The sequence below is a fragment of the Nocardioides sp. YJ-D4 genome (assembly GCF_054031495.1).
In genome coordinates this window covers 2,584,064-2,609,441 of the sequence record NZ_CM132932.1, presented here as the reverse complement: position 1 = coordinate 2,609,441, position 25,378 = coordinate 2,584,064, and the positions used below count along the sequence as shown (strand labels likewise).

23 protein-coding genes are annotated in these 25,378 nt (G+C 69.4%); 18 read left to right on the top strand and 5 right to left on the bottom strand.

Features of this window, described 5'->3' with window-relative positions:
• Positions 1-2 precede the first annotated feature (2 nt).
• From ACW14X_RS12415 to ACW14X_RS12405, 3 genes are read left to right on the top strand one after another with little or no spacing between them, the layout of a single operon-like run.
• On the top strand, positions 3-1,211 hold the full coding sequence (locus ACW14X_RS12415; RefSeq protein ID WP_457165788.1) for an amino acid deaminase/aldolase: 1,209 nt from the start codon (positions 3-5) through the stop codon (positions 1,209-1,211).
• Positions 1,208-2,389 carry an MFS transporter gene (locus ACW14X_RS12410; protein ID WP_457165787.1) on the top strand — a complete coding sequence of 394 codons (1,182 nt, stop codon included), beginning with the start codon at positions 1,208-1,210 and terminating at the stop codon, positions 2,387-2,389. The genes ACW14X_RS12415 and ACW14X_RS12410 overlap by 4 nt, the downstream gene beginning before the upstream one ends.
• A gap of 10 nt (positions 2,390-2,399) precedes the next feature.
• Positions 2,400-3,899, top strand: a complete 1,500-nt coding sequence (locus tag ACW14X_RS12405; protein WP_457165786.1) for an aldehyde dehydrogenase family protein — start codon at positions 2,400-2,402, stop codon at positions 3,897-3,899.
• A 19-nt stretch (positions 3,900-3,918) separates the two neighbouring features.
• Here the strand turns inward: ACW14X_RS12405 and ACW14X_RS12400 are convergent, their stop codons facing one another.
• Positions 3,919-4,542 carry a TetR/AcrR family transcriptional regulator gene (locus ACW14X_RS12400; RefSeq protein WP_457165785.1) on the bottom strand — a complete coding sequence of 208 codons (624 nt, stop codon included), beginning with the start codon at positions 4,540-4,542 and terminating at the stop codon, positions 3,919-3,921.
• A gap of 69 nt (positions 4,543-4,611) precedes the next feature.
• Here ACW14X_RS12400 and ACW14X_RS12395 point away from each other — a divergent pair, with 69 nt between their 5' ends.
• From ACW14X_RS12395 to ACW14X_RS12385, 3 genes are read left to right on the top strand one after another with little or no spacing between them, the layout of a single operon-like run.
• Positions 4,612-5,988, top strand: coding sequence for a GH1 family beta-glucosidase (locus ACW14X_RS12395; RefSeq protein ID WP_457165784.1), 1,377 nt, complete (start codon positions 4,612-4,614; stop codon positions 5,986-5,988).
• Positions 5,975-7,222: an MFS transporter gene (locus tag ACW14X_RS12390; RefSeq protein ID WP_457165783.1), complete on the top strand. Its 1,248-nt coding sequence runs from the start codon at positions 5,975-5,977 to the stop codon at positions 7,220-7,222. The genes ACW14X_RS12395 and ACW14X_RS12390 overlap by 14 nt, the downstream gene beginning before the upstream one ends.
• Positions 7,223-7,232: 10 nt before the next feature.
• Positions 7,233-8,630, top strand: a complete 1,398-nt coding sequence (locus ACW14X_RS12385; protein ID WP_457165782.1) for a GH1 family beta-glucosidase — start codon at positions 7,233-7,235, stop codon at positions 8,628-8,630.
• Here the strand turns inward: ACW14X_RS12385 and ACW14X_RS12380 are convergent.
• Both ACW14X_RS12380 and ACW14X_RS12375 read right to left on the bottom strand, forming a co-directional pair.
• Positions 8,618-10,654: a galactose-binding domain-containing protein gene (locus ACW14X_RS12380; RefSeq protein WP_160025721.1), complete on the bottom strand. Its 2,037-nt coding sequence runs from the start codon at positions 10,652-10,654 to the stop codon at positions 8,618-8,620. The two genes, ACW14X_RS12385 and ACW14X_RS12380, sit on opposite strands and share 13 nt — an antisense overlap.
• A gap of 78 nt (positions 10,655-10,732) precedes the next feature.
• Positions 10,733-11,329, bottom strand: coding sequence for a TetR/AcrR family transcriptional regulator (locus ACW14X_RS12375; protein ID WP_160025720.1), 597 nt, complete (start codon positions 11,327-11,329; stop codon positions 10,733-10,735).
• A 167-nt stretch (positions 11,330-11,496) separates the two neighbouring features.
• Here ACW14X_RS12375 and hemL point away from each other — a divergent pair, with 167 nt between their 5' ends.
• From hemL to ACW14X_RS12315, 12 genes are all read left to right on the top strand, one after another.
• Positions 11,497-12,822, top strand: coding sequence for a glutamate-1-semialdehyde 2,1-aminomutase (gene hemL, locus ACW14X_RS12370; protein ID WP_457165781.1), 1,326 nt, complete (start codon positions 11,497-11,499; stop codon positions 12,820-12,822).
• On the top strand, positions 12,819-13,496 hold the full coding sequence (locus tag ACW14X_RS12365; RefSeq protein WP_160025718.1) for a histidine phosphatase family protein: 678 nt from the start codon (positions 12,819-12,821) through the stop codon (positions 13,494-13,496). Before hemL ends, ACW14X_RS12365 begins: the two co-directional genes overlap by 4 nt.
• Before the next feature lie 34 nt (positions 13,497-13,530).
• Positions 13,531-14,094 (top strand): TlpA family protein disulfide reductase, encoded by a 564-nt coding sequence (locus tag ACW14X_RS12360; RefSeq protein ID WP_457165780.1) that lies wholly within the window; start codon positions 13,531-13,533, stop codon positions 14,092-14,094.
• A complete protein-coding gene (locus ACW14X_RS12355; RefSeq protein WP_457165779.1) occupies positions 14,091-14,849 on the top strand; it encodes a cytochrome c biogenesis CcdA family protein in 759 nt (252 codons plus the stop codon). Before ACW14X_RS12360 ends, ACW14X_RS12355 begins: the two co-directional genes overlap by 4 nt.
• Entirely contained in the window at positions 14,846-16,450 is a 1,605-nt protein-coding gene (resB, locus tag ACW14X_RS12350; protein WP_457165778.1) for a cytochrome c biogenesis protein ResB, read from the top strand. The genes ACW14X_RS12355 and resB overlap by 4 nt, the downstream gene beginning before the upstream one ends.
• Entirely contained in the window at positions 16,447-17,448 is a 1,002-nt protein-coding gene (gene ccsB / locus ACW14X_RS12345) for a c-type cytochrome biogenesis protein CcsB (protein ID WP_457165777.1), read from the top strand. The genes resB and ccsB overlap by 4 nt, the downstream gene beginning before the upstream one ends.
• Positions 17,445-17,831, top strand: a complete 387-nt coding sequence (locus tag ACW14X_RS12340) for a DUF4229 domain-containing protein (protein WP_457165776.1) — start codon at positions 17,445-17,447, stop codon at positions 17,829-17,831. The genes ccsB and ACW14X_RS12340 overlap by 4 nt, the downstream gene beginning before the upstream one ends.
• 17 nt (positions 17,832-17,848) lie before the next feature.
• A complete protein-coding gene (locus ACW14X_RS12335) occupies positions 17,849-18,469 on the top strand; it encodes a maltokinase N-terminal cap-like domain-containing protein (protein ID WP_160025712.1) in 621 nt (206 codons plus the stop codon).
• A 258-nt stretch (positions 18,470-18,727) separates the two neighbouring features.
• Positions 18,728-19,795, top strand: a complete 1,068-nt coding sequence (gene chvE / locus ACW14X_RS12330; RefSeq protein WP_457165775.1) for a multiple monosaccharide ABC transporter substrate-binding protein — start codon at positions 18,728-18,730, stop codon at positions 19,793-19,795.
• Between the two features lie 80 nt (positions 19,796-19,875).
• Positions 19,876-21,408 carry a multiple monosaccharide ABC transporter ATP-binding protein gene (gene mmsA / locus ACW14X_RS12325; RefSeq protein WP_160025710.1) on the top strand — a complete coding sequence of 511 codons (1,533 nt, stop codon included), beginning with the start codon at positions 19,876-19,878 and terminating at the stop codon, positions 21,406-21,408.
• 6 nt (positions 21,409-21,414) lie between these two features.
• Positions 21,415-22,701: a multiple monosaccharide ABC transporter permease gene (gene mmsB / locus ACW14X_RS12320; RefSeq protein WP_457165774.1), complete on the top strand. Its 1,287-nt coding sequence runs from the start codon at positions 21,415-21,417 to the stop codon at positions 22,699-22,701.
• A 127-nt stretch (positions 22,702-22,828) separates the two neighbouring features.
• Positions 22,829-23,704, top strand: coding sequence for a 1,4-dihydroxy-2-naphthoate polyprenyltransferase (locus ACW14X_RS12315; RefSeq protein ID WP_457165773.1), 876 nt, complete (start codon positions 22,829-22,831; stop codon positions 23,702-23,704).
• 19 nt (positions 23,705-23,723) lie between these two features.
• Here the strand turns inward: ACW14X_RS12315 and ACW14X_RS12310 are convergent, their stop codons facing one another.
• Complete coding sequence (locus ACW14X_RS12310) at positions 23,724-24,989, bottom strand: MFS transporter (protein WP_457165772.1); 1,266 nt, start codon at positions 24,987-24,989, stop codon at positions 23,724-23,726.
• A 161-nt stretch (positions 24,990-25,150) separates the two neighbouring features.
• Positions 25,151-25,324 carry a hypothetical protein gene (locus tag ACW14X_RS12305; RefSeq protein ID WP_160025706.1) on the bottom strand — a complete coding sequence of 58 codons (174 nt, stop codon included), beginning with the start codon at positions 25,322-25,324 and terminating at the stop codon, positions 25,151-25,153.
• Positions 25,325-25,378: the final 54 nt, after the last annotated feature.

Here is a 25,378-nt window from a genome sequence, read left to right as displayed (position 1 = left end):
GAATGCTGGATCTCACCGTCCCGACGCGCGTACGTGCCTCCTTCGACGACCTCGAAGCCGCCACCGCCGACCTCCCCACGCCGTATGCCGTGGTGGACGTGGACGCGCTGCGCACCAACGCGGCCGACCTGGTTCGCCGTGCCGGCGGCACACCGATCCGCGTCGCGAGCAAGTCCGTGCGCTGCCGTGCCCTGATGCGGAGCACCCTGGCGATGCCGGGCTTCCAGGGCGTGCTCGCCTACACCCTGCCCGAGGCACTCTGGCTGGCCGGTGAGGTCGAGGACGTCGTGGTCGGCTACCCGACCGCGGACACGGCCGCCATCCGGCGGCTCGCCGACGACGACCTGCTGGCCTCTCGGGTGACGCTGATGATCGACAGCGTCGAGCATCTGGAGCTGATCGCCGCCGCGGCCGGCGCCAGCGGTCCGCGGATCCGGATCTGCATCGAGCTCGACGCCTCGCTCCGCCTGGCCTCCGGCCGAGTGCACCTCGGCGCCCGGCGCTCGCCCGTGCACGCGCCCGAGCAGGCGGCCGCGCTCGCCCGGGCCGTCGTGGCGCACCCGCGCTGCGAGCTCGTCGGCGTGATGGCGTACGAAGGCCAGATCGCGGGGATGGGCGACAACCAGCCGGGCCTGTCCAAGCACGTCGTCCGGGCGCTGCAGCGGAGGTCCGTCGACGAGCTGGCCGAACGACGGGCCGCCGCTGTGGCCGCTGTGCGCCGCGTGGCGCCGCTGGAGTTCGTCAACGGCGGCGGCACCGGCAGCATCGAGACGACCGTCGCCGAGGACGCCGTGACCGAGGTGGCCGCCGGGTCGGGACTGCTCGCTCCGCACCAGTTCGACCATTACACCCGCTTCCACCCCCAGCCCGCGGCGTACTTCGTCCTGTCGGTGGTACGCCGACCCTCACCGCGCCACGCGACGGTTCTCGGCGGTGGCTGGATCGCCTCCGGGGCCGCCGGCAAGGACCGGCTCCCGATCCCGGTGTGGCCCCGCGGCCTGCGTCTGGTGCCGTCCGAGGGAGCGGGCGAGGTGCAGACGCCGCTGACCGGTGCTGCGGCCGCCCGGCTCGGGATCGGCGACCGGGTGTGGTTCCGGCACACCAAGGCCGGCGAGCTCTGCGAGCACGTCGACGAGCTGGTGCTCGTCGACGGCGGCAGCGTCGTCGACGCCGTCCCGACCTACCGAGGAGAAGGAAGGACGTTCCTGTGACCACGACCGTGACCCCCGCGCCGCCACGGGCGGCCCGCCGGGCCTGTTTCGCGGCCTTCGGGATCCAGGGATTCACCTTCGCGTCCCTGATCACCCGGCTGCCCACGATCAAGGCCGAGCACGACCTCAGCGACTACCAGGTGCTCCTGCTGCTGGGTGGCGTGGCGATCGCGTCGGCCGTCGGCAGCGTCATCACCGGGTACGCCGCCGCACGCTTCGGCAGCGCCCGGGTCCTCAGGGCCGCGCTGGTCGGCGCATCGGTGGCGACGCTGCTGGTCTCCCTCCCGGACAGCGTTGCGGGCCTGGTCGTCGCGGTGTGTGCGTACGGGCTCTTCGTCGGCCAGATCGACGCCGCCATGAACATGCAGGGCGTCGGCATCGAGGACCTCTACGGCCGCAGCATCATGGTCGGCTTCCACGGTATGTGGAGCCTCGGCGCGGTCATCGGCGGCGGCTACGCGGCGCTGACCCTGGAGCTGGGCTGGTCGCTCCTGCTGTCGTTCGCGATCGTCTGCGCGGTCGGGCTCGCGCTCAACGCCGCGCTGCTGGGCGGCCTGCTGGTGGTCGACCCCATCGACGGCCGTGTCGACGCCGGTGACCACGCGCCGCACGCACCGCACGCACCGCAGGTGCCGTGGCTGCCGGTCCTGCTGCTCGCCGTACCCACCTTCGTGATGTGGTTCCTCGACTCGTCGATCTCGGCCTGGGGTGGCATCTACCTGGTCGACGGGCTGTCGTCGACGCAGAGCGCGGCGGCCCTGGCGTTCACGGCGTACCAGGCCGTGCTGCTGCTCACCCGGCTGGTCGGTGACACGGTCGTACGCCGCATCGGGCCGGTGCGGACCGTGCGCATCAGCGGGCTCATCGCGATCGTCTCGATGGCGCTGGTCGTCGCCGCGCCGTCGGTGTGGGTCGCGATCTTGGGCTTCGGCCTGCTCGGCGCCGGCCTGGCGATGATCCCGCCGCTGTCGTTCGTCGCGGCCGGCCACCTCGACGCCGACGGTGGCGGTCAGGCCGTCGCCCGGGTCAACGTGTCCAACTACGTCGGCTACCTCGTGGCCGCCGTCGCCATCGCCACTGTCGCCGAGCAGGTCAGCCACCGCGCGATGTTCGTGCTTCCGCTGCTGCTGAGCCCGGTCCTGCTGCTGATGGCCTCCCGGTTCGCCCCCCCCAGGTAAGGAGCAAGGCATGAGTGCTGTCATCGAGGTCGAGAACCCGTCGACAGGCAAGACGATCCAGAGCGTTCCCGACCTCGGTCCGGTCGAGGTCGAGGCGCTCGTCGCCACCGCCAGGGCCGCGCAGCCGGCCTGGGCGGGCCTCGGGTACGCCGGCCGCGGCCGCTACCTGCGCCGCATGCAGAAGTGGTTCCTGGACAACGCCGACCGGATCGCCGAGACGATCCACGCCGAGAACGGCAAGTCGCTCGACGAGGCCAACATCGAGGTGATGTACGGCGCCGTCGCGAGCGCGTTCTGGGCCAAGCACGCCTCGGAGTATCTCGCCGACGAGAAGATCACCAGCCGGTCGCCGTTCGTGCTCGGGCGCAAGCTGGTCGTCCGCTACCAGCCAGTGGGCGTCGTCGGCGTGATCGGGCCGTGGAACAACCCGCTCCTCAACAACTTCGGTGACGTGATCCCGGCGCTCGCGGCCGGCAACACCGCCGTGCTCAAACCGTCGGAGATCACTCCGCTCACGTCGGTGCTGATGGCCGAGATGGCCCACGAGATCGGGCTGCCCGACGGCGTCTTCAGCATCGCGACCGGGACCGGGGCGGCGGGTGCGGCGCTCGTGGAGCACGTGGATGCGGTGATGTTCACCGGCTCCACCCGGACCGGGAAGAAGGTCGCCGGGCGCTGCGGCGAGCGGCTGATCCCGTGCAGCCTCGAGCTCGGCGGCAAGGACCCGGTGATCGTGCTGGCCGATGCCGATCTCGAGCGTGCTGCGAACGTGACGCTCTTCAGCGCGATGCACAACTCCGGCCAGACCTGCACCTCCTCGGAGCGCGTGTACGTCGAGGCGCCGGTCTACGACGAGTTCGTCGCCCTGATGACCGAGCGCTTCGAGTCGCTGCGCGTGGGTGAGTCGACCGGCTTCGGCACGTCGGAGTCGGGGTCGCTGACCTTCCCGCCGCAGCTCGACACCGTCACCCGGCATGTCGAGGACGCGGTGGCTGGCGGTGCGAAGGCCCTCACCGGAGGAGGCGTACGCGAGGGCGAGGGGCGGTTCTTCGAGCCGACGCTGCTGGTCGATGTCGACCAGGACATGGCGTGCATGCGCGAGGAGACGTTCGGTCCGACGCTGCCGATCATGAAGGTCGCCGACGCGGCCGACGCCGTGCGGCTGGCCAACGACTCGGCGTACGGCCTGCAGGCAGCGGTCTACACCAAGGACCTCGCCAAGGGGCAGCGCATCGCGCGCGAGCTCCAGGCAGGCACCGTCACCGTCAACGACGCGCTGGCCAACTACTTCGCTCTCGAGCTGCCGATGAGCGGGTGGAAGGACTCCGGTCTCGGCGCCCGGCACGGGCGGGACGGCATCCGGAAGTTCACCAAGCGGCAGTCGATCCTGGTGACCCGCTTCGGCATGAAGAACGAGCTCCACGGCATGCCGTTCAAGGCCACGAACATCCAGACGCTCACCCGGCTCATCAAGACGCTCTACGGCCACCCCCGCAACACGAAGGACTGAGCCCTGCGAGGAACGCCGGTCAGTCCGTCGAACCGGGTAGGGGCGGGGCGAGGAGAGGTAGCGCCTCGAGCAGGATGTCGAAGGCTCCGAGCACGTTCGCGTCCGGGTCGAGCAGGTGCTGCAGCTGCAGGCCGTCCATGGCCGCCATCACCAGGCGCGCGACGCCCTCCAGGTCCGTAGCGGGTGCCGCGGCCGGCTCGGGCTCGGCCGGTGCGGCGTCGGTCAGCGCTGCGGTGAACTCGGCGACGGTACGCCGGTAGCGGGCCACGGTGAAGTCGTGGGCCGGATGGCTCGGGACGATCGACTCGGCGGTGACGGTGGTGAACAGCTGGGTCAGCCCGCGATCGGCGATGGCCCGCTCGAACATGCTCCGCGCCACCTGGGCCTGCTCGTCCCAGGTGGCGCCGGTGTCCGCCTGCTGGCGCGAGGCCTGGTCACGCTCCTCCAGCACGGCCATCAGCAGGCCCGTCTTGGAGCCGAAGTGATGCAGCACTCCAGCCTGGCTCAGGCCGGCCAGGTCGGCGATCTCCCGCAGCGACGCTCCGTGGCTGCCTCGGCGCCCGAACACGTCCTGCGCCACGTCGAGGATCCGGCGCCGCTGCTCGGCGGACTTGGCGTAAGGACCACGGGCTCGGCTGGACATGCTCCGCAGTCTAGGTGGGCCCACGCGAAAACCTAGCGGGTATTCGGTATTGGCGTTATCGTCTGGGCCATGACCCGGCCGCTGCCCCGATTCCCCGCTGGCTTCGAGTGGGGTGTCGGCGCCTCGGCGTACCAGACCGAAGGTGCGCTCGACGCCGACGGGCGGGGACGGTCCACGTGGGACGTGTTCTGCGAGCAGCCCGGGCGGATCGCCGACGGGAAGACGCCGGCGACCAGCGCCGGCTTCTACGACCGCTATCCCGAGGACATCGCGCTGGTACGCGACCTCGGCGCCGACGTCTACCGGTTCTCGATCGCCTGGCCGCGGATCCTGCCGACCGGGTCGGGCGAGGTCAACGTGAAGGGCCTGGACTTCTACGACCGGGTCGTCGACGAGATGCTGGCGGCCGGCCTGAAGCCGGCGCCGACCCTCTACCACTGGGACACCCCGCTGCCGATCGAGGAGGCCGGCGGCTGGATGAACCGAGACACCGCGCTCCGCTTCGGCGAGTACGCCGCGGTCGTCGCCGAGCGGCTGGCCGACCGCGCGGCGTACTGGATCCCGCTCAACGAGCCGGTGGTGCTCTCGTTGCTCGGCTACGCGATCGGCGGCTTCGCCCCCGGGCAGAAGCTGCTCTTCGAGTCGCTGCCGACCGTTCACCACCAGCTGCTCGCCCACGGGCTAGCCGTCCAGGCGATCCGTGCGGCCGGCGGCCGCGGCGTCGGGACCGCCAACCCGCACGCACCGACCTGGCCCGCCTCCGACAGTCCGGAGGACATCGCCGCCGCCGCGTTCAGCGCCGACCTCACCGACTGGATCTGGGGCGACCCGATCCTCCTCGGCCGCTACCCTGAGGGGTATGCCGAGGGGATGCCCGGTCCGGTCGCCGAAGACCTCGAGGTCATCTCGACCCCGCTCGACTTCTACGGCGTCAACTACTACAGCCCGCAGCGAGTCGCCGCCCCGACCGGTGAGCCGTCGTTGATCCAGGAGCACGAGATCCCGGCGGAGATGCCGTTCCGGGCGGTCGAGGTCGACGGGCCCAAGACCGGGCTCGGCGGCGAGATCAGCCCCGACGGCCTGCGCGAGATCCTGCTGACGCTGACCGAGCGGTACGGCGAAAGCCTGCCGCCACTGATCGTCACCGAGAACGGCACCTCCCAGCGGCCCGGCACCGAGGAACCCGGTCCGGACGGCAGGATCCACGACGACGTGCGGATCGACTACCTCGACGCGCACGTGCGCGCCGTGCACCAGGCGATCGAGGAGGGCGCGGACGTCCGTGGCTACTGGGTCTGGTCGCCGACCGACAACTTCGAGTGGACCCAGGGCTTCACCCAGCGCTTCGGCCTCGTGCATGTCGACTACGACACCCTGGTGCGTACGCCGAAGGACTCCTACTCCTGGTTCCAGCAGCTGATCGGGGCCCAACGTGACCAGCTCTGAGCTCACTCTGTCGGCGCTGGACGAGCCGGCCAAGCCGGCCCCCATGTCATGGGTGGCCGCGATCTCCCTGGCCAACGTCGGCCTGTTCACCGCATGGTTCGGCCCGATCCTGACCCTGCTCGGGATGCAGGCGGAGCGGTTCGCCGGTGACGACAAGGAGGCCGCGCTCGCCTGGGTCGTCGGCATCGGCGCGCTCTGCTCGACGGTCGCCAACCCGGTCTTCGGCGCGCTCTCGGACCGGACGACGTCGCGCTTCGGCCGCCGCCTGCCGTGGACGGTCCTCGGCATCTGCGGCGGCGTGGCCAGCCTGGTGCTGCTGGCCTTCGCGCCCAACCTCGTCGTGGTGGCCATCGGATGGTGCCTGGCCCAGATCGCCCTCAACGCGAACTTCGCCGCGATCACCGCCGCCGTACCCGACCATGCGCCGCACCAGCAGCGCGGCACCATCGGCGGCTTCCTCGGCCTCGCCCAGACCGTCGGCGCCGTCGTCGGTGCCGGGCTCGCGGCCGCTGCGGGTGGGATCGTCGGCGGCTACCTCGCGTGCGCGGTCTTCCTGGTGATCGCGAGCGCGCCGTACGTCGCGATGCGCCGCGACCTGGTCCTCGACCCCGCCGACCGGCCATCCTTCTCGTGGGGAACGTTCCTCCGCGGCTTCTGGATCAGCCCTCGCCTGCACCCCGACTTCGCCTGGGCATGGCTCACCCGCTTCCTGATGAACCTCGGGTTCGCGATCGGGCTGGTCTACCTGCTCTTCTACCTCGACGACGCGGTTCACCACGAGAACCCCGAAGCCGGCGTCTTCCTGCTCTCGGCGGTCAACTCCCTCGCCCTGCTGGTCACGGTCGTCGCCGGCGGATGGCTGTCGGACCGGTTCGACCGCCGCCGGATCTTCGTGACCGTCGCCGGCGTCGTGATGGCAGCCGGCACCCTCTCGCTGGCCGGCTTCCACTCCTGGACGGCCGCGATCATCGGCGTGGCCGTCCTCGGTCTCGGCATGGGCGTGTTCACCTCGGTCGACCTCGCGCTGATGATCGACGTACTTCCCGAGGCGATCGACCGCGGCAAGGACCTCGGCGTCGTCAACATCGCCAACTCGCTGCCGCAGGTGCTCGCCCCCGTCGTGGCTGCGCCGATCGTGAGCCTGCTCGGCGGCTACTCCACCCTGTACGCCGTCGCCGCCGGAGTGACGCTGACCGGCGCCGTCCTGGTCTACCGGATCAAGTCCGTTCGATAGGAGACAACTCGTGACCACCCACCCTGATCCGCCCAGCCTGCAGCTCCCCACCGACTTCGTCTACGGCGTCTCCACCGCGTCGTACCAGATCGAAGGTGCCGTCGAGGAGGGCGGCCGCGGGCCGTCGATCTGGGACACGTTCTGCGCAGAGCCGGGCCGGATCAAGAACGGCGACACCGGGGCGGTCGCGTGCGACCACTACCACCGCTACCCCGAGGACATCGCGCTGATGAAGGACCTCGGCGTGGACGCCTACCGGTTCTCGATCGCCTGGCCGCGGATCCAGCCGACCGGCTCCGGGCCGGCCAACGCCGAGGGGCTGGCCTTCTACGACCGGCTCGTCGACGGGCTGCTGGAGGCGGGCATCAAGCCGGCCGCGACGCTCTACCACTGGGACCTGCCGCAGGCTCTGCAGGACGCCGGCGGCTGGCTCAATCGCGACACCTCGCTCCGTCTCGCCGAGTACGCCGCGATCGTCGGCGAGCGTCTCGGTGACCGGGTCTCGATGTGGATGCCGCTGAACGAGCCGGTCGTGGTCACCATGTTCGGGCACGCGCTCGGCACCCACGCCCCCGGCCAGGCGCTCGGCTTCGACGCGCTGCCGGTGGCCCATCACCTGCTGCTCGGCCACGGCCTGTCCGTCTCCGCGCTGCGGGAGGCCGGAGCGAGCAACATCGGCATCGCGTCCAACCACCAGCCCGCCCGGCCGGCCTCGGACTCGGCCGAGGACCGGGAGGCGGCGGAGATGTTCGGCACGCTGACCAACTGGCTGTTCTCCGACCCGATCCTGCGCGGCGAGTACCCCGACGAGCTGATCACCTCGATGATGCCGGGACCTGTGGCGGAGGACCTGAAGGTGATCTCGGCGCCGCTCGACTGGTACGGCATCAACTACTACCAGCCGGTGCTGGTCGGCGCCCCCGGATCCGGTGGCGACCACGGCCCGGCGCTCGAAGGCGCGATCATGCCGGAGGGGCTTCCGTTCGAGCCGCGCCAGCTCGTCGGCGTACCGACCACCGACTTCGGGTGGGCGATCGTCCCCGACGGGCTCACCGAGATCCTGACCCGGTTCCACGAGCGGTACGCCGACGCGCTCCCGCCGGTCTACGTCACCGAGAGCGGATGCTCCTTCCACGACACCGTCGCCGCCGACGGCGGAGTGCACGACCAGCCCCGGATCGACTACCACGACGCGCACCTGTGGGCTGTTGCCGACGCGATCGCCGCGGGTGTGGACGTACGCGGCTACTTCGCCTGGTCGCTGCTCGACAACTTCGAGTGGGCGGAGGGGTACGCCGAGCGCTTCGGGCTCGTGCACGTCGACTACGACACCCTGCGGCGTACTCCCAAGGACTCGTTCCGCTGGTACCAGGAGCTGATCGCCGCCCGGGCGGGTCAGCGGTCGTAGACGCCGACCTCCCACAGGGAGTAGCCGTAGCGGGTGGCGCGGCTGACGCCGTGGATGCGTACGTAGCGAGCGGTGGTCGGCTCGAAGGTCGCCGTCTCGACCCCGCCCTTCCCGGTGTCGGTCGACCACACCGTGCGCCACGTCGTGCCGTCCGAGGAGACCTCGACCTTCCACGCCGCCGCGTGGGCGCTCTCCCAGTCGGCGACCACACGGCCCACGGTCCGTTCGCTGCGCAGGTCGAGGCCGAGCCACTGGTCGTCGCTCCAGTCGCTGGCCCAGCGGGTGCCGGTGTCGCCGTCGATGGCGCGGCCCGGGGCGAAGCTGGTGAAGGCGCTCCACTCCGACGAGCTCGCCGTGGCGCGCGATCCGGCCGCGAGGTTGCCCGGCGGCGTGTAGCCGGATGCGGCAACCCAGGTGTCGAGGTAGGACTGGGCTCCGCCCATCAGGTCCTGGACGGCCTCCGTGCCGCCGAGGCGGCGGATCTGCTCGATCCAGTCCGGGACCAGGCCGACGTGGGCTCCGCCGTCGGTGTTCACGTCCCAGACCCGTTCGCCGGTGACCTGCCGGTCGATCATCGACCCGCCGTCGACACTGCGGAACGGATAGGTCACCGGGCTGGGGCCGTCGGCACCCAGGGGAGCGGGGTGGGAGCCGAGGCCGTTGAAGTCGGTGCCGATGCCGAGGCCCTTGTCGTACTCGGTGCGCAGCGCCTCGGTCCGCCCGGCCGCACCGATGAACTCCTCGGGCCCGAACATGTACTCACCGATGAAGCCGCCGAGCCCGTAGACGCGTTCCGCCCAGCCGAGGTCGGCCCAGCTGTGGCTGGAGATGACGCCGGGGTAGTCGGCCGACTCGAGGATGTCGAGCGCGCGGCCGGTGGCCTTCACGCTCATGTGGTCGAGCTCGACGAGCATGCCGCGCTGCATCATCCCGCGCATCGCGTACTCGCCGAGTCGGGAGAGGCCGCGGGTGTTGCACTGCGCGTCACCGTCGTACGTCGGCACTTCGGTGCCCGCGGGCAGCTTCTCCTCGATCTCGGGGACGGCTGCGTTGCCGATCGGGTTGTCGTGCTGCGGCCCGCGGCACTTCTCGGTCTGCCAGAAGGTGCCCGTCGAGAGGAACTGGCCGACGTTGATGATCGTCCCGGTCGTGCCCGAGTCGAAGCGCACGCCGCAGAGCGCGTTGTCGAACTTGTGGCACAGGAACATGCTGCGTACGCCGAGGGCGTGCAGCTCGTCGAGGCCCTGGTCGATACCCGCCTTGCTGCACTGCGGGACGTCGAGCACCTGCTTGCAGCCGAACGGCTCGGAGGTCTCCACGCCGAGGATCACGGCGAGCTTGCCGTCCTCGATGACCTGCTTGGCCTGGGCGGGATCGGTGACGATCCGGAACCAGCCCTTGCCCTCGCCGCCGTACATCCTGTCGACGAAGTCCTGCAGGTCGTAGGTCTTCTCGGCCTGAAGGCGGATCGACTCCATCTCGTTGCAGCCGCGGTCGCGGTTGGGGTTGATCGAGCAGATCACGCCGTTGCTGGTCAGGTCGGTGACCAGGACCCGCTGCCCGGCTCGCCACGACCGCTCAAGCCAGGCGTAGTAGTTCTGCTGGTGCGACATCGTGCGGTACGAGGGCCAGTCCTTGAAGGTCGGCCAGCCCACCGGGTCGTGCTTGCCGTCCGGCTCCGCGCCGGTCAGGTTCTCCAGCAGCGCGCCGGAGCCGTCGGGGTAGTGCGCCGCGCAGTCCTCGAGGGCGTCGGTGACCCCGGCGTCGGAGAACGGCTTGCCACAGACCAGCTCGCCCCCGAACGCCTCGTTGGTCATCAGGTGGTTGTGGACGTCGGCGAAGCCGCGTACGTCACCCGTGGCGTCGGTGCCGGTGAACGGCTTGCCGGTGACGTTGACCTGGGAGTCGGGCACCGGCCGGTCGGCAGGCTCCCACCACTGGTCCGGCGGCGACGACCAGCCTGGCGGGGCGAACGCCACGAAGCCGACGAGGACGAGACAGAGCAGCGAGCGGACGGCGTTCACAGTGCCTCCAGGGTGCGTGACGTACGCCGCATCCTAGAGTTGGACGCATGACCCGGTCAACGGTCCAGATGCCGGTGGCTACGCCGATCTGGCCATGGAGGCGACGTGCGCCGCGGCGAAGTCGAGCGCGGCCCCGGCGGCCTCGGCGTCACCCTCGTTGAGGAACAGCAGGGTGAGGCCGTCGATGTTGGCGGTGAGGTATCTCGCGAGCATGGGGATCGGCTGGTCCCACGTCACCCCGGTGGACTCGGCGAGGACGGTGAGGACCTGGGTGTTGGCCTCGAGGTAGGTCTCGTACTGACGGCGCGCGACCGTGGCCAGGCCTGGCTGACGAAGGGCGTACTGCGTCAGCTCGTAGGTCACCTGGTGCTCGTCGGGGTTGGCGATGACGTGCTGCCAATACGCCCTGAGCGCCGCCTGGAGCTTCTCCTCGAACGACTCCTCCCCGCGCATCTCCACCAGGGCCAGCTGGAGCGTGTGCCCGGTGATCGCCTCGATGACGTTCTCCAGGAGCTCCTGCTTGGAGCGGAAGCAGTAGTGGAAGGCCCCGAGCGGCATGTCGGCCTCCGCCACGATCGAGCGCGTCGTGGTCTTGGCGACGCCGTCACGGACCATCACCCGGATCGCGGCCTCGACCAGGCGTTCGCGGCGTACGTCGGCTGACACGCGCGCCATCAGAGGTCTCTCGTCAGTAGGAAGCCCATATCGCCAGCGTAGGTGACCAAGACGAATGACCAGGATCCGGGTTGTCGTCGGAGACCGCCGCGCGGATCCGCCGCTGCGCCGTGCCGCGCCGGGGCGGAGAAATGGGGTTTCGACGTGGTCTGGGGAACAATGCTGCGGTGCCTCACGACATCGCACCCCTGTCCGCAGCGGCATCCGAAGCGCTCTTCGCCCGCGCGAAGGCCGTGACGCCGGGCGGCGTGAACTCGCCCGTGCGCGCCTTCAACGCGGTGGGCGGGACGCCGCGCTTCATCCGGGAGGCGAAGGGGGCCTGGCTGACCGACGTCGACGGGAACGAGTACGTCGACCTGATCTGCTCCTGGGGCCCGATGCTCCTGGGCCACGCCCATCCGGAGGTCCAGGCCGCTGTCCTGGAGGCCGTCACCCGGGGCACGTCCTACGGGACCCCGACCACCCCTGAGGTCGAGCTCGCCGAGGCGATCGTCGAGCGGGCACCGGTCGAGAAGGTGCGGTTCGTGAGCAGCGGCACCGAGGCGACGATGTCGGCCATCCGGCTGGCACGAGGGTTCACCGGACGCGACGTGATCCTGAAGTTCGCCGGCAACTACCACGGCCATGTGGACTCGCTGCTCGCCAGCGCCGGCTCCGGGCTGGTCACCCACGCGATCCCCGGCACCCCGGGCGTACCGGAGAGCAGCACCGAGCTCACCGTCGTGCTGCCGTACAACGACCGGGCCGCGGTCACCGCGGCGTTCGAGCAGTACGCCGGCCGGGTGGCCTGCCTGATCACCGAGGCCTCGCCGGGCAACATGGGCATCGTGCCGCCGGAGCCCGGGTTCAACCAGTTCCTGAGCGAGACCTGCACGAGGAACGGCGCCCTGTTCATCTCCGACGAGGTGATGACCGGGTTCCGGGCCAGCAAGCAGGGGCAGTGGGGTCTGGACGGCAAGCCCGAGGGCTGGACGCCCGACCTGGTCACCTTCGGCAAGGTGATGGGTGGCGGCTTCCCGGCGGCTGCCTTCGGCGGCCGCGCCGACGTGATGGGATCGCTCAGCCCCGACGGGCCGGTCTATCAGGCCGGCACGCTCTCCGGGAACCCGGTCGCGACGACCGCCGGCCTGACCACGCTGCGGCTGGCCACCGACGAGGTCTACGACCACATCACCAGGGCCGCCGACGTCGTGAAGGCGGCGATCGAGGAGAGCTTCTCCAAGGTCGGTCTCCCGCACGTGATCCAGTCGACCGGCACGATGTTCTCGGTCTTCTTCACGGACAAGCCGGTGCGCAACTTCGACGAGGCCAAGACCACCGACGAGGCGGCGTACAAGGCCTTCTTCCACGCCATGCTCGACCAGGGCGTCTACCTGCCGCCGAGCGCCTACGAGGCCTGGTTCCTCTCCTCCGCCCACGACGAGCGGGCGATCTCCCAGATCACGGAGGCGATTCCGTACGCCGCCGAGGCTGCTGTAAAGGTGAAGGCATGACGTCCCAGGGAAATGGCATCGAGACGACGGTCCACCTGCTGCGCCACGGTGAGGTGCACAACCCGGACGGGATCCTCTACGGGCGCCGGCCCGGGTTCAACCTCTCCGAGCTCGGCCTGCGGATGGCCGAGCGGGTCGCCGACCGGATCGGCGGGCAGGACATCACCCACGTCATCTCCAGCCCGCTCGAGCGCGCTCAGCAGACCGCCGGGCCGCTGGCGAAGGCGCTCGGCGTCGACATCTCGCTCGACGAGCGGGTGCTCGAGTCGGAGAACCTCTTCGTCGGCAAGAGCTTCAAGGACGGCATGGGGCCGCTGAAGGATCCCAAGGTCTGGCCGAAGCTGCTCAACCCGCTCAAGCCGTCGTGGGGCGAGCCCTACCTGGAGATCGTGGCCAGGATGATGGCCGCGATCCACGACGCCCGGGACCAGGCGAAGGGGCACGAGGCGGTCATCGTCTCCCACCAGCTGCCGATCTGGACCACCCGGCTCCACATCGAGGGCCGCAGCTTCCTGCACGACCCGCGCCGCCGCCAGTGCGCGCTGTGCTCGCTGACCTCGCTGCACTTCGTCGACGACGAGTTCGTCGCGCTCTCCTACGGGGAGCCGGCCGGCGACATGCTGCCCGCGAAGGACAAGTACGCGCCGTTCTCGGCCGGCGACTCGGAAGATTAGAAGTCTCTCAGTTTTGTTAGGCAGGCTCAGGGGCATGCGTTGGCTGCTCGCTCTCCCACTGGTGGTGATGCTCGCTGCCTGCGGGCAGACCGGCACGAACGAGGCCGGCTACATTTCTGGGGACGGCCGCACCCAGGAGATCCCGGTCGCCGATCGCGGGGAGCCGGTCGAGCTCACCGGCGAGACCCTCGAGGGCAAGCCCTTCGACCTGGCCGACACCCGGGGCAAGGTCACGGTGCTCAACGTGTGGTGGACCGGCTGCGCGCCGTGCCGCAAGGAGATGCCGATGCTCCAGGCTGCCTACGAGGAGCTGGGCGACGAGGTCGCCTTCGTGGGGCTCAACACCCGCGACGCCTCGGCCGCGCAGGGGCTGGCCTTCGAGCGGCACTACGGCGTGGAGTACCCGTCGGTCTACTCGCCCGACGGCGCCGCCGTCCTCGCGCTGAAGGGCTCGCTGGCGCCGCGCGCCATCCCGGCCACCGCGATCCTCGACACCGAGGGGCGCGTAGCGGCGCTGATCCGCGGCGAGATCCCCTCGGCACGTACGCTCGACGAGCTGATCTCCACGGCGGCGAAGTCAGAAGAGGGCTCCGCATGACGGACTGGTTCGCGAGCACCGCCGGGAGCGGGTCGCTGATGCTGGCCATCCCGGTCGCGCTGCTGGCCGGGTTCCTCTCGTTCGTCTCGCCGTGCACGCTGCCGATGCTCCCGGGCTACCTCTCCTACGCCACCGGCCTGTCCGGCGCCGACCTCGCCTCCGGAGACGTACGCCGCGGCCGCATGCTCGCAGGCGCTCTGCTCTTCGTCGCCGGGTTCTCGGTGGTCTTCGTCCTGATGGGCATCACCGTGGGCGGGATCGCCTACAAGCTGCTCGAGTTCCAGCAGACCGGCACCAAGGTCCTCGGCGTGCTCTCGATCATCATGGGGGTCGCGTTCATGGGCTTCATCCCGCTGCTGCAGCGCGACCTGAAGTTCCACAAGGTCCCGGCGGTCGGCCTGGCCGCGGCACCGCTGCTCGGCTTCCTCTTCGGGCTGGCCTGGACCCCGTGCACCGGACCGACGCTGGGCGTCATCGCGGGCCTCGCCTGGGACCAGGGCACCGCCGCCCGCGGTGGCCTGCTGCTCGCCGTCTACGCGCTCGGGCTCGGCATCCCGTTCATCCTGGTCGCGGTGATGTGGCGCAAGGCCACCGTCGCGCTCAGCTGGTTCCGCCGGCACACCCGCGCGATCACGATCATCGGCGGCGTACTGATGATCCTGATCGGTGTCGCCATGCTCACCGGTTGGTGGGACAACGGTGTCCAGTGGCTGCAGGTCCAGCTCGTCCAGCGTTGGGAGGGCATCGCACTGTGAGCACCACCTCTGCTCCCGACCAGGAGAAGAACGAAGGCGTACGCCGCCCGGGCGAGCTGAACGCCCGCGAGCTGGCCCGCTGGGGATGGCGTCAGCTGACCTCGATGCGTACCGCACTGATCCTGCTGCTGCTCCTCGCGCTCGCGGCGGTCCCGGGGTCGCTGATCCCGCAGGACGGGGTCGACTCGCTCAAGGCCGACCAGTGGCGCGAGGCGCACACGACGCTGACGCCGATCTACGAGAAGCTCGGGCTCTTCAACGTCTACTCGACGCCGTGGTTCGCGGCGATCTACCTGCTGCTGATGGTCTCGCTGGTCGGCTGCATCATCCCGCGGTGCCTCGTCTACGCGCGGGCCATGCGGGCCGAGCCGCCGGCGACGCCGGCCAAGCTGACCCGGCTGCCCGACTCCACGACGTACGTCACCGACGAGGAGCCCGCCGAGGTGCTCGCCGCGGCGCGGAAGCAGCTGCGCGGCTACCGCATCCGCAAGGAGGTCTCGACAAGCTCGACCACCGGGGAGCAGTCCGTCTCCGCCGAGAAGGGCTATCTGCGCGAGGCCGGCAACCTGATCTTCCACATGTCGCTGATCATCGTGCTGGTCGCGTTCGCGACCGGGAGCCTGTTCGGCTACAAGGGCGGCGTGATCGTGCTGGTGGGGGAGGAGTACGGCTTCGCCAACGAGCTGTCGCAGTACGACGACTTCAAGCCGGGCTCGCTCTTCGCCCCCGAGGACCTCGACGACTTCTCCTTCAAGATCGACGACTTCAAGGCCGAGTGGCTGAGCACCGGCGCGGGCGCCGGGACCGCGCGCGGGTTCAACTCGAAGATCCGCTACACCACGGGGTCGAGCGAGGAGAAGAGCTATGACCTCAGGGTCAACCACCCGCTGACCATCGGCGGCACCGACGTCTTTCTGCTCGCCCACGGCTATGCGCCGGTGATCACCGTGCGCGACGGCAACGGCGACGTGGCGTACTCCGGCCCGACGATCTTCCTCCCGCAGAGCCAGAACCTGCTCTCCTTCGGCGTCGTGAAGGCGCCGTACGCCTCGCCCGAGGAGCTCGGCTTCCAGGGGCTGTTCTACCCGTTCGAGGGCACGGTCGACGGTGAGCCGGTCAACCTGATGGGCGACATCGGGGACGGGTCGCACGCGATGCTCTCGCTGCAGGGCTTCCGGGGCGACCTCAACCTCGACGCCGGGCCCCAGTCGGTCTACGCGCTCGACACCTCCAAGGCCAACATGATGTCGCCCGACGAGACCGGCAAGGCGTTCAACCTGCGCCTCGGGGAGACGGCCGAGCTCCCCGACGGACTGGGGTCGATCTCCTTCGACGACGTCCAGCAGTGGAACCGGGTGCAGATCTCGAAGTCGCCCGGCAAGGAGTGGGCGCTCCTCGGCGTCTCCCTCGCCCTCGTGGGGCTGCTCGGGTCCCTCTTCATCCGCCCGCGACGGGTGTGGGTTCGCGCCCGCCGCGTCGATGGGCGCACACTGGTCGAGATCGCCGCCCTCGACCGCTCCGGCGGTGGAGACACCGCAGCCGTCGTCACCGGCCTTGCGGAGACCTTACGAGGCGCGCGAACACAGGAGGAGAACCGATGACTGACCACACCTGGGGCGTACTCAGCAACCAGGCCATCACGGCCGCCGGCGTCGTCTACTTCCTGGCGCTGCTCTGCGCGCTGGTCGAGTGGTCGGCCTGGCAGTCGCGCGCCCGGGCCGCGGTCGCGGAGAAGGAGCTCGTCGGCGCGGGTGCACCGGCCGACGAGACCGATGTCCCGGAGAACCCCGCCGCCGCCGTACGCGCGCAGCGCGCCGCCCTCTTCGGACGCCTCAGCCTGCTGCTGACCGCGATCGCGGTGGTGTGCCACCTGCTGGCGCTGGTCGGCCGTGGGATGGCCGCCGACCCCAACCGGGTGCCGTGGGGCAACATGTACGAGTTCACGATCTCCGGCTCGTTCGTGGTGGCCGCCGCGTACGTCGTTCTGTATCGGCGGCTCAAGCTGTCCTGGATGGCGCCGTGGGTGCTCGGCTTCACCGTCGTGGTGCTGATGCTGGCCGTGGTCGGGCTCTACGAGCCGGTCGCGCCGCTGACCGAGGCGCTCAACTCCTACTGGCTCGTCATCCACGTCATCGCGGCCATCATCGCCACCGGCGGGTTCACGCTGGGCGGCATCGCCTCGGCGGCGTACCTCCTCAAGGCGCGCTTCCCCGATGCGGCTCTGCTGGCGCGGGTGCCCGTCCTCGACAACCTCGACCGGGTCTCCTACCGGATCCACGCCTTCGCGTTCCCGGTGTGGACCTTCGGCGTGCTGATCTCCGGACCGATCTGGGCACACGAGGCCTGGGGCTCCTACTGGAACTGGGACCCCAAGGAGGTCTGGGCGTTCATCACCTGGGTCGTCTACGCCGGCTACCTGCACGCCCGCGCGACCGCCGGGTGGAAGGGCAAGAAGGCCGCGATCGTCGCGCTGATCGGGCTGGCCACGCTGTGGTTCAACTTCATCGGCATCAACTACTTCTCCTCGACCTCGCAGCATTCGTACGCTGCGCCCGCAGCCCCGGCGGTCGTCGAGCTCACCGAGGGAGCCTCACGATGAAAGAGTTCTGGATCTACACCGGCCTGCGGCTGCTGTCGCTGGTCGCCACCTTCGGGATCGTCGCGGGCATCTGGTCGCTCGTCGCGGGCGAGGTCGACATCTTCTTCTCGGTGATCCTGGCGTTCGTGATCAGCGGCGTGCTCTCCTTCTTCGTGCTCGACCCGCAGCGGCGGGCCTTCGCCGAGAAGGTCGAGGCCCGGGCCGCGAAGGCGGTCGAGGCCGCTCGCGCCAAGGAGGACGCCGAGATCGACTCCGAGACGACCGGAGCGAGGTCAAGCGGCGAGCTTGCTCGTCCGCTTGCGCCGAGCGAGGGAGTAACCGGGCGAAGCCCGGAGACCGACACCACCTCGAACGGCGAAGGCGATAGCCACAAGGTGTCCTGAACTGGTAGATAACGGTCATGTCGATCGTTCACAAGGCCACGCTCACCCCGTCGAAGAAAGAGATCTTCGGCGCCTGGCTCGCCAGCCGGACGTGGTGCGAGGGTGACCTGACCGGCACGATCGGCTCCTACCGGTTCGACGACCCGGCCGGACGGGTCGGGATCGAGTGCGTGCTCCTCGAGGTCGGCGAGTCCGTCGTCCACCTGCCGGTCTCCTACCGCGAGGCGCCCCTCGACGGCGCCGAGGACTTCCTGATGGCGACCACCGAGCACTCGGCGCTCGGCACGCGCTATGTCTACGACGCCACCGCCGACGCGGTGGCGGTCCGGGCCCTGCTGACGGCCGCGCTCACCGGCGCGACCCAGGAGCCAATGGACGTCTACGACCGGGGACGCCTGGTGGATCGTCGCGAGAGCGTCGTCACCGCGACCGGCACCGGCTCGTGGTCGCGCAACGCGGTGCCGCACTTCGACGGCGTCACCATCCGCTCCCACGGTGCCGACACCCGCGTGGACGCGGGCAGCTTCGCGATCGTCGTGAAGCGGGTCGTCGACGGCTCCGACGCCGACGGCGCGGAGTCGATCCAGGTCACCTGGCCGGACGGCGCCGGGGCGCTGGTCGGCGTACGTCACCTGTGACGGGACGGCCTCCGGGCTTGTCTGTGAGTCCGCTGTGTAGCGCAGATGATCAACGGGGCCTCCCGTAAGTCACGAGTCGGAAACATCCTCGTCCTGCACTTGACGCATTCGGACATGAAGAGGCAGCCTGTCCCAATGTGAGCGCTCACATCTGTGATGTGGCTCACCTGGGAGCCGGTCCGTGCGCCGGTTTTCGAGACCCCCCGATAGCGGCGCGTCGGCCTACCGACGTGGCCGTAGATGAAATGGAGCAGGTAAGTGCGCAAGGTACTCACCACGATCACCGCGGCGGCGCTTGCGCTCGGGCTGGCGGCATGCGGCAGCGGCAGCGACGGCGGCGATGGCGACAAGGGCACCGTCGGTGTGGCCATGCCGACCAAGTCCTCGGAGCGCTGGATCGCAGACGGCAACAACATCAAGAAGCAGCTCGAGGCCGAGGGCTACAAGGTCGACCTGCAGTACGCCGAGGACGACATCCCGACCCAGGTCTCCCAGGTCGAGAACATGGTCACCAAGGGCGTCGACGTCCTGGTGGTCGCGGCCATCGACGGCACCGCGCTCGGCGAGGTCCTCGAGACCGCCGAGTCGCAGGACATCCCGGTGATCAGCTACGACCGCCTCATCCGCGACACCGAGGCCGTCGACTACTACTCGACCTTCGACAACTTCCAGGTCGGCGTGCAGCAGGCCACCTCGCTCGTCGAGGGCCTGAAGGCCAAGGGCGAAGGCCCCTACAACGTCGAGCTCTTCGGTGGTTCGCCGGACGACAACAACGCCACCTTCTTCTGGGACGGCGCCATGTCGGTGCTCGAGCCGCTGATCAAGTCCGGCGAGATCGTCATCCCCTCCGGTCAGACGGACTTCAAGCAGGCCGCGATCCTGCGCTGGGACCCCGCCACCGCGCAGAAGCGCATGGAGGACATCCTCACCAAGACGTACGCCTCCAAGAAGGTCCAGGGCGTGCTCTCGCCCTACGACGGCCTCTCGCTCGGCATCATCGCCGCGCTCAAGGGCAACGGCTACACCACCGCCGACCTCCCGGTCGTGACCGGTCAGGACGCCGAGGTGCAGTCGGTGAAGTCGATCAACGCCGGTGAGCAGTACTCCACGATCTTCAAGGACACCCGCGAGCTCGCCAAGGTGACCGTCGACATGATCGTCGCCGTCGGTGCGGGCGAGGAGCCCGAGGTCAACGACACCGAGACCTACGACAACGGCGAGAAGGTTGTTCCGTCCTACCTCCTCGACCCGGTCGTGGTCACCAAGGACGACGTCACCAAGGTGCTCGTCGACTCCGAGTACTACACCGCCGACGAGATCAAGTAGCGCCCACGTACGCGGCGTGGGCCCGGGTCCCTCCGGACCGGGCCCACGCCGTCACCTGGCCAGATAGCAGGAACCACCACATGACCTCACCGATCCTGGAGATGCGCGGCATCACCAAGGAGTTCCCCGGCGTCAAGGCGCTCGCCGACGTCAACCTCGTCGTCAACCGCGGTGAAATCCACGCGATCTGCGGTGAGAACGGCGCCGGCAAGAGCACCCTGATGAAGGTGCTCAGCGGGGTCTACCCCCACGGCACCTACAGCGGCGACATCGTCTTCGAGGGCGAGACCGCGAAGTTCGCCAACATCCGGCAGAGCGAAGCCGCCGGCATCGTGATCATCCACCAGGAGCTCGCTCTCATCCCCGAGCTCTCGATCGCGGAGAACATCTTCCTCGGCAACGAGACCGCCAAGCGCGGCATCATCGACTGGGGCCGCGCCAACCGCGAGGCGATCGACCTGCTCGCGCGGGTCGGCCTGCGGGAGAACCCGCTGACGCCGGTGAAGAACCTCGGCATCGGCAAGCAGCAGCTGGTCGAGATCGCCAAGGCGCTCTCGAAGGAGGTCAAGCTGCTCATCCTCGACGAGCCGACGGCCGCCCTCAACGACGACGACTCCCAGCACCTCCTCGCGCTCCTGGAGGGGCTGAAGGAGAAGGGGATCACCTCGATCATGATCAGCCACAAGCTGAACGAGATCGAGCAGATCGCCGACGAGATCACCATCATCCGTGACGGCCAGAGCATCGAGACCCTGTCCGTCGCCAGCGGTGGCGTCGACGAGGACCGGATCATCCGCGGGATGGTCGGCCGCGACCTCGAGAACCGCTTCCCCGATCACACCCCCTCCATCGGGGACGTCCTCTTCGAGGTGCGCGACTGGACCGTCATGCATCCGCAGGACAGCCACCGTGAGGTCATCCGCCAGGCCAACCTGTCCGTGCGGGCCGGCGAGATCGTCGGTATCGCGGGGATGATGGGCGCGGGACGTACGGAGCTCGCGCGGTCGATCTTCGGACGCTCCTACGGCTCCCGGACCTCCGGCTCGCTGGTGCTGGACGGCGAGGAGCTGCAGCTCAACACGGTCACCCAGGCGATCGATGCCGGCATCGCGTACGTCAGTGAGGACCGCAAGGGCCTGGGGCTCAACCTCATCGACGACATCAAGACCTCGGTCACCGCGGCGGCGCTGAAGAAGCTGCGCTCTGGGCTCGTCGTCGACGAGCACAAGGAGGTCGTGGTCGCCGAGGGCTACCGCAAGAACCTCAACATCAAGGCGCCCTCGATCACCGCCGGGGTCGGCAAGCTCTCCGGCGGCAACCAGCAGAAGGTGGTGCTGTCCAAGTGGATGTACACCGACCCGAAGCTGCTGATCCTCGACGAGCCGACCCGAGGCATCGACGTCGGCGCCAAGTACGAGATCTACGGGATCATCCAGGAGCTCGCCCGCAGCGGTCGCGGCGTACTGGTGATCTCCTCCGAGCTGCCCGAGCTGCTCGGACTGTGTGATCGCATCTACACGCTCGCCGAGGGCGTGATCACCCATGAGTTCGACCGCTCAGAGGCCACCCAGGAGTCCCTGATGCGCTACATGACCGCGGACGCGAGGAAGTAACCCCCGATGAATGCCCTGCTCAACACGCTGCGCGGGAACGTCCGCCAGTACGGGATGATCATCGCTCTGGCGGCGATCGTCATCCTCTTCCAGATCTCGACCGAGGGCGTGCTGCTCAAGCCGCTCAACGTCTCCAACCTGGTGGTCCAGAACGCCCAGATCCTGATCCTCGCCATCGGCATGGTGATCGTGATCGTGGCGCGTCACATCGACCTCTCGGTCGGCTCCGTGGCCGCCTTCGTGGGCGCCGCCGCGGCGATCATGATGACCCAGTACGACTTCCCGTGGTGGGTCGCCGTCTTCCTGGGGCTCTTGATCGGCACCGCCATCGGCGCCTGGCACGGGTTCTGGGTGGCGTACGTCGGGATCCCGGCGTTCATCGTCACGCTGGCCTCGATGCTGCTCTTCCGCGGTCTGACGCTGGTCGTGCTCAAGGGCGCGACCGTCGGCGGTCTGCCCGAGCAGTTCAAGGCCATCGGCAACGGCTTCCTGCCCGAGATCGGGCCGGACACGGGGTTCCACAACCTGACGCTCCTCATCGCGGTGGCCGCCGTCGGTGTGCTGATCTTCCTCGAGGTGCGTCGCCGCAACGCCCAGATGGCGTACAACTTCGACGTCCTGCCCTTCCCGCTCTTCGTGGTGAAGCTGGCGCTGCTGACGATCGTGATCATGTACTTCGCCTACCTGCTCGCCGACGCGCGCGGGCTGCCGATCGTCGGGCTGATCCTGGCCGGGCTGATCGTGGTCTACACGTTCATCATGAACAAGACCGTCTTCGGCCGGCACGTCTACGCGATCGGCGGCAACGTCGACGCGGCCACGATGTCCGGCGTCAACACCAGGCGTGTGGACTTCCTGGTCATGATGAACATGGGGCTGCTGTCGGGTCTCGCGGGCCTGGTCACGACCGCCCGCCTGACCGCGGCCAACCCGAAGGCCGGCGTCAACTTCGAGCTCGACGCGATCGCCGCCGCCTTCATCGGTGGCGCGGCTGTCACCGGTGGTGTCGGCACCGTCGTCGGCGCGATCATCGGTGGTCTCGTGATGGGTGTCCTCAACAACGGCATGTCGCTGCTGGGTGTCTCCATCGACTGGCAGCAGGCCATCAAGGGACTCGTGCTCCTGCTCGCCGTCGCCTTCGACGTGTGGAACAAGCGCCGTACGGCCGGCTCCGGTGGTGCCGGCGCCGAGGCTGCCGAGCCCAGCGCTCCGCCGCCCGACAAGCTGGCCGAGGAGATCGAGGCCATGGAGGCCGAGCTGAGCGTCGACTCCAACGACCCTCCGAAGACCTGATCCATCCCCCACACCCCCACCCCGCGACCCCTGCCTCCCCCCGGGCAGGGGTCGTTGGGTTTTGGGGGTTGACGTGGGGTCACATCCCCGCGACACCTGCAACGAGCCGTCGGTGTTGAATAGCGGGGTGGCAAACACCGCTCAGTGGCTCCAGGGAGCCCGTCCTCGCACCCTCCCCGCGGCGCTCGCGCCGGTCATCGCCGGCACAGGGGTGGCTGCGTACGCCGGTGGGTTGGTCTGGTGGAAGGCGCTGCTCGCCCTCGTGGTGGCGCTGTCGCTGCAGGTCGCGGTCAATTACGCCAACGACTACTCCGACGGGATCCGGGGGACCGACGACGAGCGCGTGGGCCCGCTGCGGTTGACCGGCTCCGGCCTCGCGACGCCCGCCGCGGTCAAGCGCGCCGCGTTCATCGCGTTCGGGATCGCCGCGGTCGCCGGCTTGGTGCTGGCGGTGACGTCGGCATGGTGGCTGGTCGTCGTGGGCCTGGTCTGCATGATCGCCGCCTGGTACTACACCGGCGGCTCCCACCCCTACGGCTACGCCGGCCTCGGCGAGGTCATGGTCTTCGTCTTCTTCGGACTCGTCGCGGTCATCGGCACGACCTTCGTCCAGACGCGGACCTGGGAGTGGGGCGCGTTGTGGGCCGGCGTGGGGATCGGCGCGATCACCTCCGCCCTCCTCGTCGCCAACAACCTCCGCGACATCCCCGGCGACACCGAGTCGGGGAAGATCACCCTCGCCGTACGCCTCGGCGACGCGCGCACCCGCTGGCTCTACGTCGCCCTCGTGGCCGTCGCCGCAGTCTCGGTCGTGCTCGTGGCCCTGACGACGTCCTGGTGGGCGCTGCTCGGTCTCGGGTTCGTCGCCGTCGCCGCCCAGGGCGTACGCACCGTCCTCGACCGCGCCAACCTCGGCCCGCGCCTCATCCCCGTCCTCCAGCAGACCGGGCTGGCCACGCTGGTGTGGGGCCTGCTCGTCGGCGTACCTCTGCTGTTCGTCTGAGCGCCCTCCGGCGAAGGCGCTACGCCGGCGCGGGGACGGGCTGGGTCTGTCGGGCGAGGTAGCGCTCGGCGGCGCGGGCGGAGGGGTGGACGCCGATCGCGGCGATGACGACGATCCCGGCGATGATGGCCCAGCCGAGGTGGCCGAGCTCCATGGCCAGGAAGGTGTACGCCGCGGGGGCCCAGACGGTGCCGAGGGTGTAGCCGACCTGGGCGGCACCCTGGTAGTCGCCACGGTGCTCCGGGTCGGAGAGGTCGGCGATGAGGCCCCACTCGCCGGCGGACTGGAAGAGCTCGGCGCCGGTGACGGTCACGTGGCCGATCCAGACGAGGGCGATCGTGATCAGGCCGACGGTGTCGTGGGTGACCGCGATGATCGCGCACGAGGCCAGGAAGCAGAGTGCGCCGCGGCGCTGGGCCTTGAGGGACGTCGTCACGTCGGTGACGCCACGGGCGGCGATGACCTGCAGCCCGACGGCCATGACGGTGTTGGTGCCGAACAGCCATGCCAGCAGCACCCGTGGGGCGTCGGTCTCCTGGACCAGCCACAGCGGGATGACGACATTGAGCAGGACCTGATGGGTGCCGAGCACGCCGTCGAAGAAGGTCGTCGCGAGGAACGCGCGGTTGCGCAGGGCGCCGAGGCGGTCGCGTACGTCCGGCTTCAGGTCGCCGGGCGAGGCAGCGGCGGCGAGGCGGGGGAGGCGCGAGATCCAGTAGGCGTTGACCAGCAGCACCACGGCGGTCAGCACGGGGATGGCCTTGATCAGGGTGTTCGAGTCGGCGGCCAGGGCGAGACCGCTGGCCAGCGCGCCGAGCGTGTAGCCGACGTTGCGGGCAGCACGCATGTAGGCGAACGAGCGGACCCGGGTCGCTGCGGGGAAGACCGAGATCCGGTAGGCGTCGCGGCCCGACTTCTGCCAGGAGGACGCGAGCGCGAGGAGCACCTCGACGGCGACGTACGCGGCGAAGTTGCCGACCAGCACCCAGGCGCCGAACAGCAGCGCCTGGAGGACGGCACCGGCGATCCAGCTGAACCGGGTGCCGAGACGATCCGCGAGTCGGCCCAGGGGGACGGCGAACAAGAAGGTTGCAGCGCCCGCGATCGTGAGACCGAGGCCGACCTGTGCGGCGGAGAGGCCGACGATCTGGGTGAAGAAGACCGCCGAACCGGTGAGAAAGGTGCCTTCGGCGAAGGCCGAGAGCACCGACTGGTACGACATCGCCCGGATGAGCGGATCGTCTGAGAGGACCTTGTCCCTCAACCGGATGAAGTGAGGGGACAAGACGACTCCAAACTATCTTGACATCGAGACAAGCGCAGTCTTGTGATCGCCTGGTTCGACGTCAAACAGTTTTCTGTGCTGAACGGTCCCCAAACCGGGCAGCGAGGAAAAAGGAGTCCATCGCGCCGACGCCCGTGCGTCGGCGTAGGTTGCGGCCGAGGTCAGCGGGTGGAGCCCTCGATCGTGCCGATCACGCCGCCGAAGACGTCGGTGGTGACGCCCCAGATGCCGCCGGCGATTGCGGAGATCGTGCTGGTCAGCCCTTGCGGATCGGTGAACAGCCAGAACCCGACGAACAGGGCGCCGATGACGATGAAGATCTTCTTCTTGTCCATGTGAGCTCGTCCTCCCGAGAAATCCGATTGAATGTGGAGTGAATTCGCGAATCC

Excerpts from the sequence above, each read along its gene's own strand:
- ACW14X_RS12415 (WP_457165788.1), top strand. The coding sequence starts at position 3 with ATGCTGGATCTCACCGTCCCGACGCGCGTACGTGCCTCCTTCGACGAC.
- ACW14X_RS12405 (WP_457165786.1), top strand. The coding sequence starts at position 2,400 with ATGAGTGCTGTCATCGAGGTCGAGAACCCGTCGACAGGCAAGACGATC.
- ACW14X_RS12400 (WP_457165785.1), bottom strand. The coding sequence starts at position 4,542 with ATGTCCAGCCGAGCCCGTGGTCCTTACGCCAAGTCCGCCGAGCAGCGG.
- ACW14X_RS12395 (WP_457165784.1), top strand. The coding sequence starts at position 4,612 with ATGACCCGGCCGCTGCCCCGATTCCCCGCTGGCTTCGAGTGGGGTGTC.
- ACW14X_RS12375 (WP_160025720.1), bottom strand. The coding sequence starts at position 11,329 with ATGGCGCGCGTGTCAGCCGACGTACGCCGCGAACGCCTGGTCGAGGCC.
- ACW14X_RS12365 (WP_160025718.1), top strand. The coding sequence starts at position 12,819 with ATGACGTCCCAGGGAAATGGCATCGAGACGACGGTCCACCTGCTGCGC.
- ACW14X_RS12360 (WP_457165780.1), top strand. The coding sequence starts at position 13,531 with ATGCGTTGGCTGCTCGCTCTCCCACTGGTGGTGATGCTCGCTGCCTGC.
- ACW14X_RS12355 (WP_457165779.1), top strand. The coding sequence starts at position 14,091 with ATGACGGACTGGTTCGCGAGCACCGCCGGGAGCGGGTCGCTGATGCTG.
- ccsB (WP_457165777.1), top strand. The coding sequence starts at position 16,447 with ATGACTGACCACACCTGGGGCGTACTCAGCAACCAGGCCATCACGGCC.
- ACW14X_RS12340 (WP_457165776.1), top strand. The coding sequence starts at position 17,445 with ATGAAAGAGTTCTGGATCTACACCGGCCTGCGGCTGCTGTCGCTGGTC.
- ACW14X_RS12335 (WP_160025712.1), top strand. The coding sequence starts at position 17,849 with ATGTCGATCGTTCACAAGGCCACGCTCACCCCGTCGAAGAAAGAGATC.
- mmsA (WP_160025710.1), top strand. The coding sequence starts at position 19,876 with ATGACCTCACCGATCCTGGAGATGCGCGGCATCACCAAGGAGTTCCCC.
- mmsB (WP_457165774.1), top strand. The coding sequence starts at position 21,415 with ATGAATGCCCTGCTCAACACGCTGCGCGGGAACGTCCGCCAGTACGGG.
- ACW14X_RS12305 (WP_160025706.1), bottom strand. The coding sequence starts at position 25,324 with ATGGACAAGAAGAAGATCTTCATCGTCATCGGCGCCCTGTTCGTCGGG.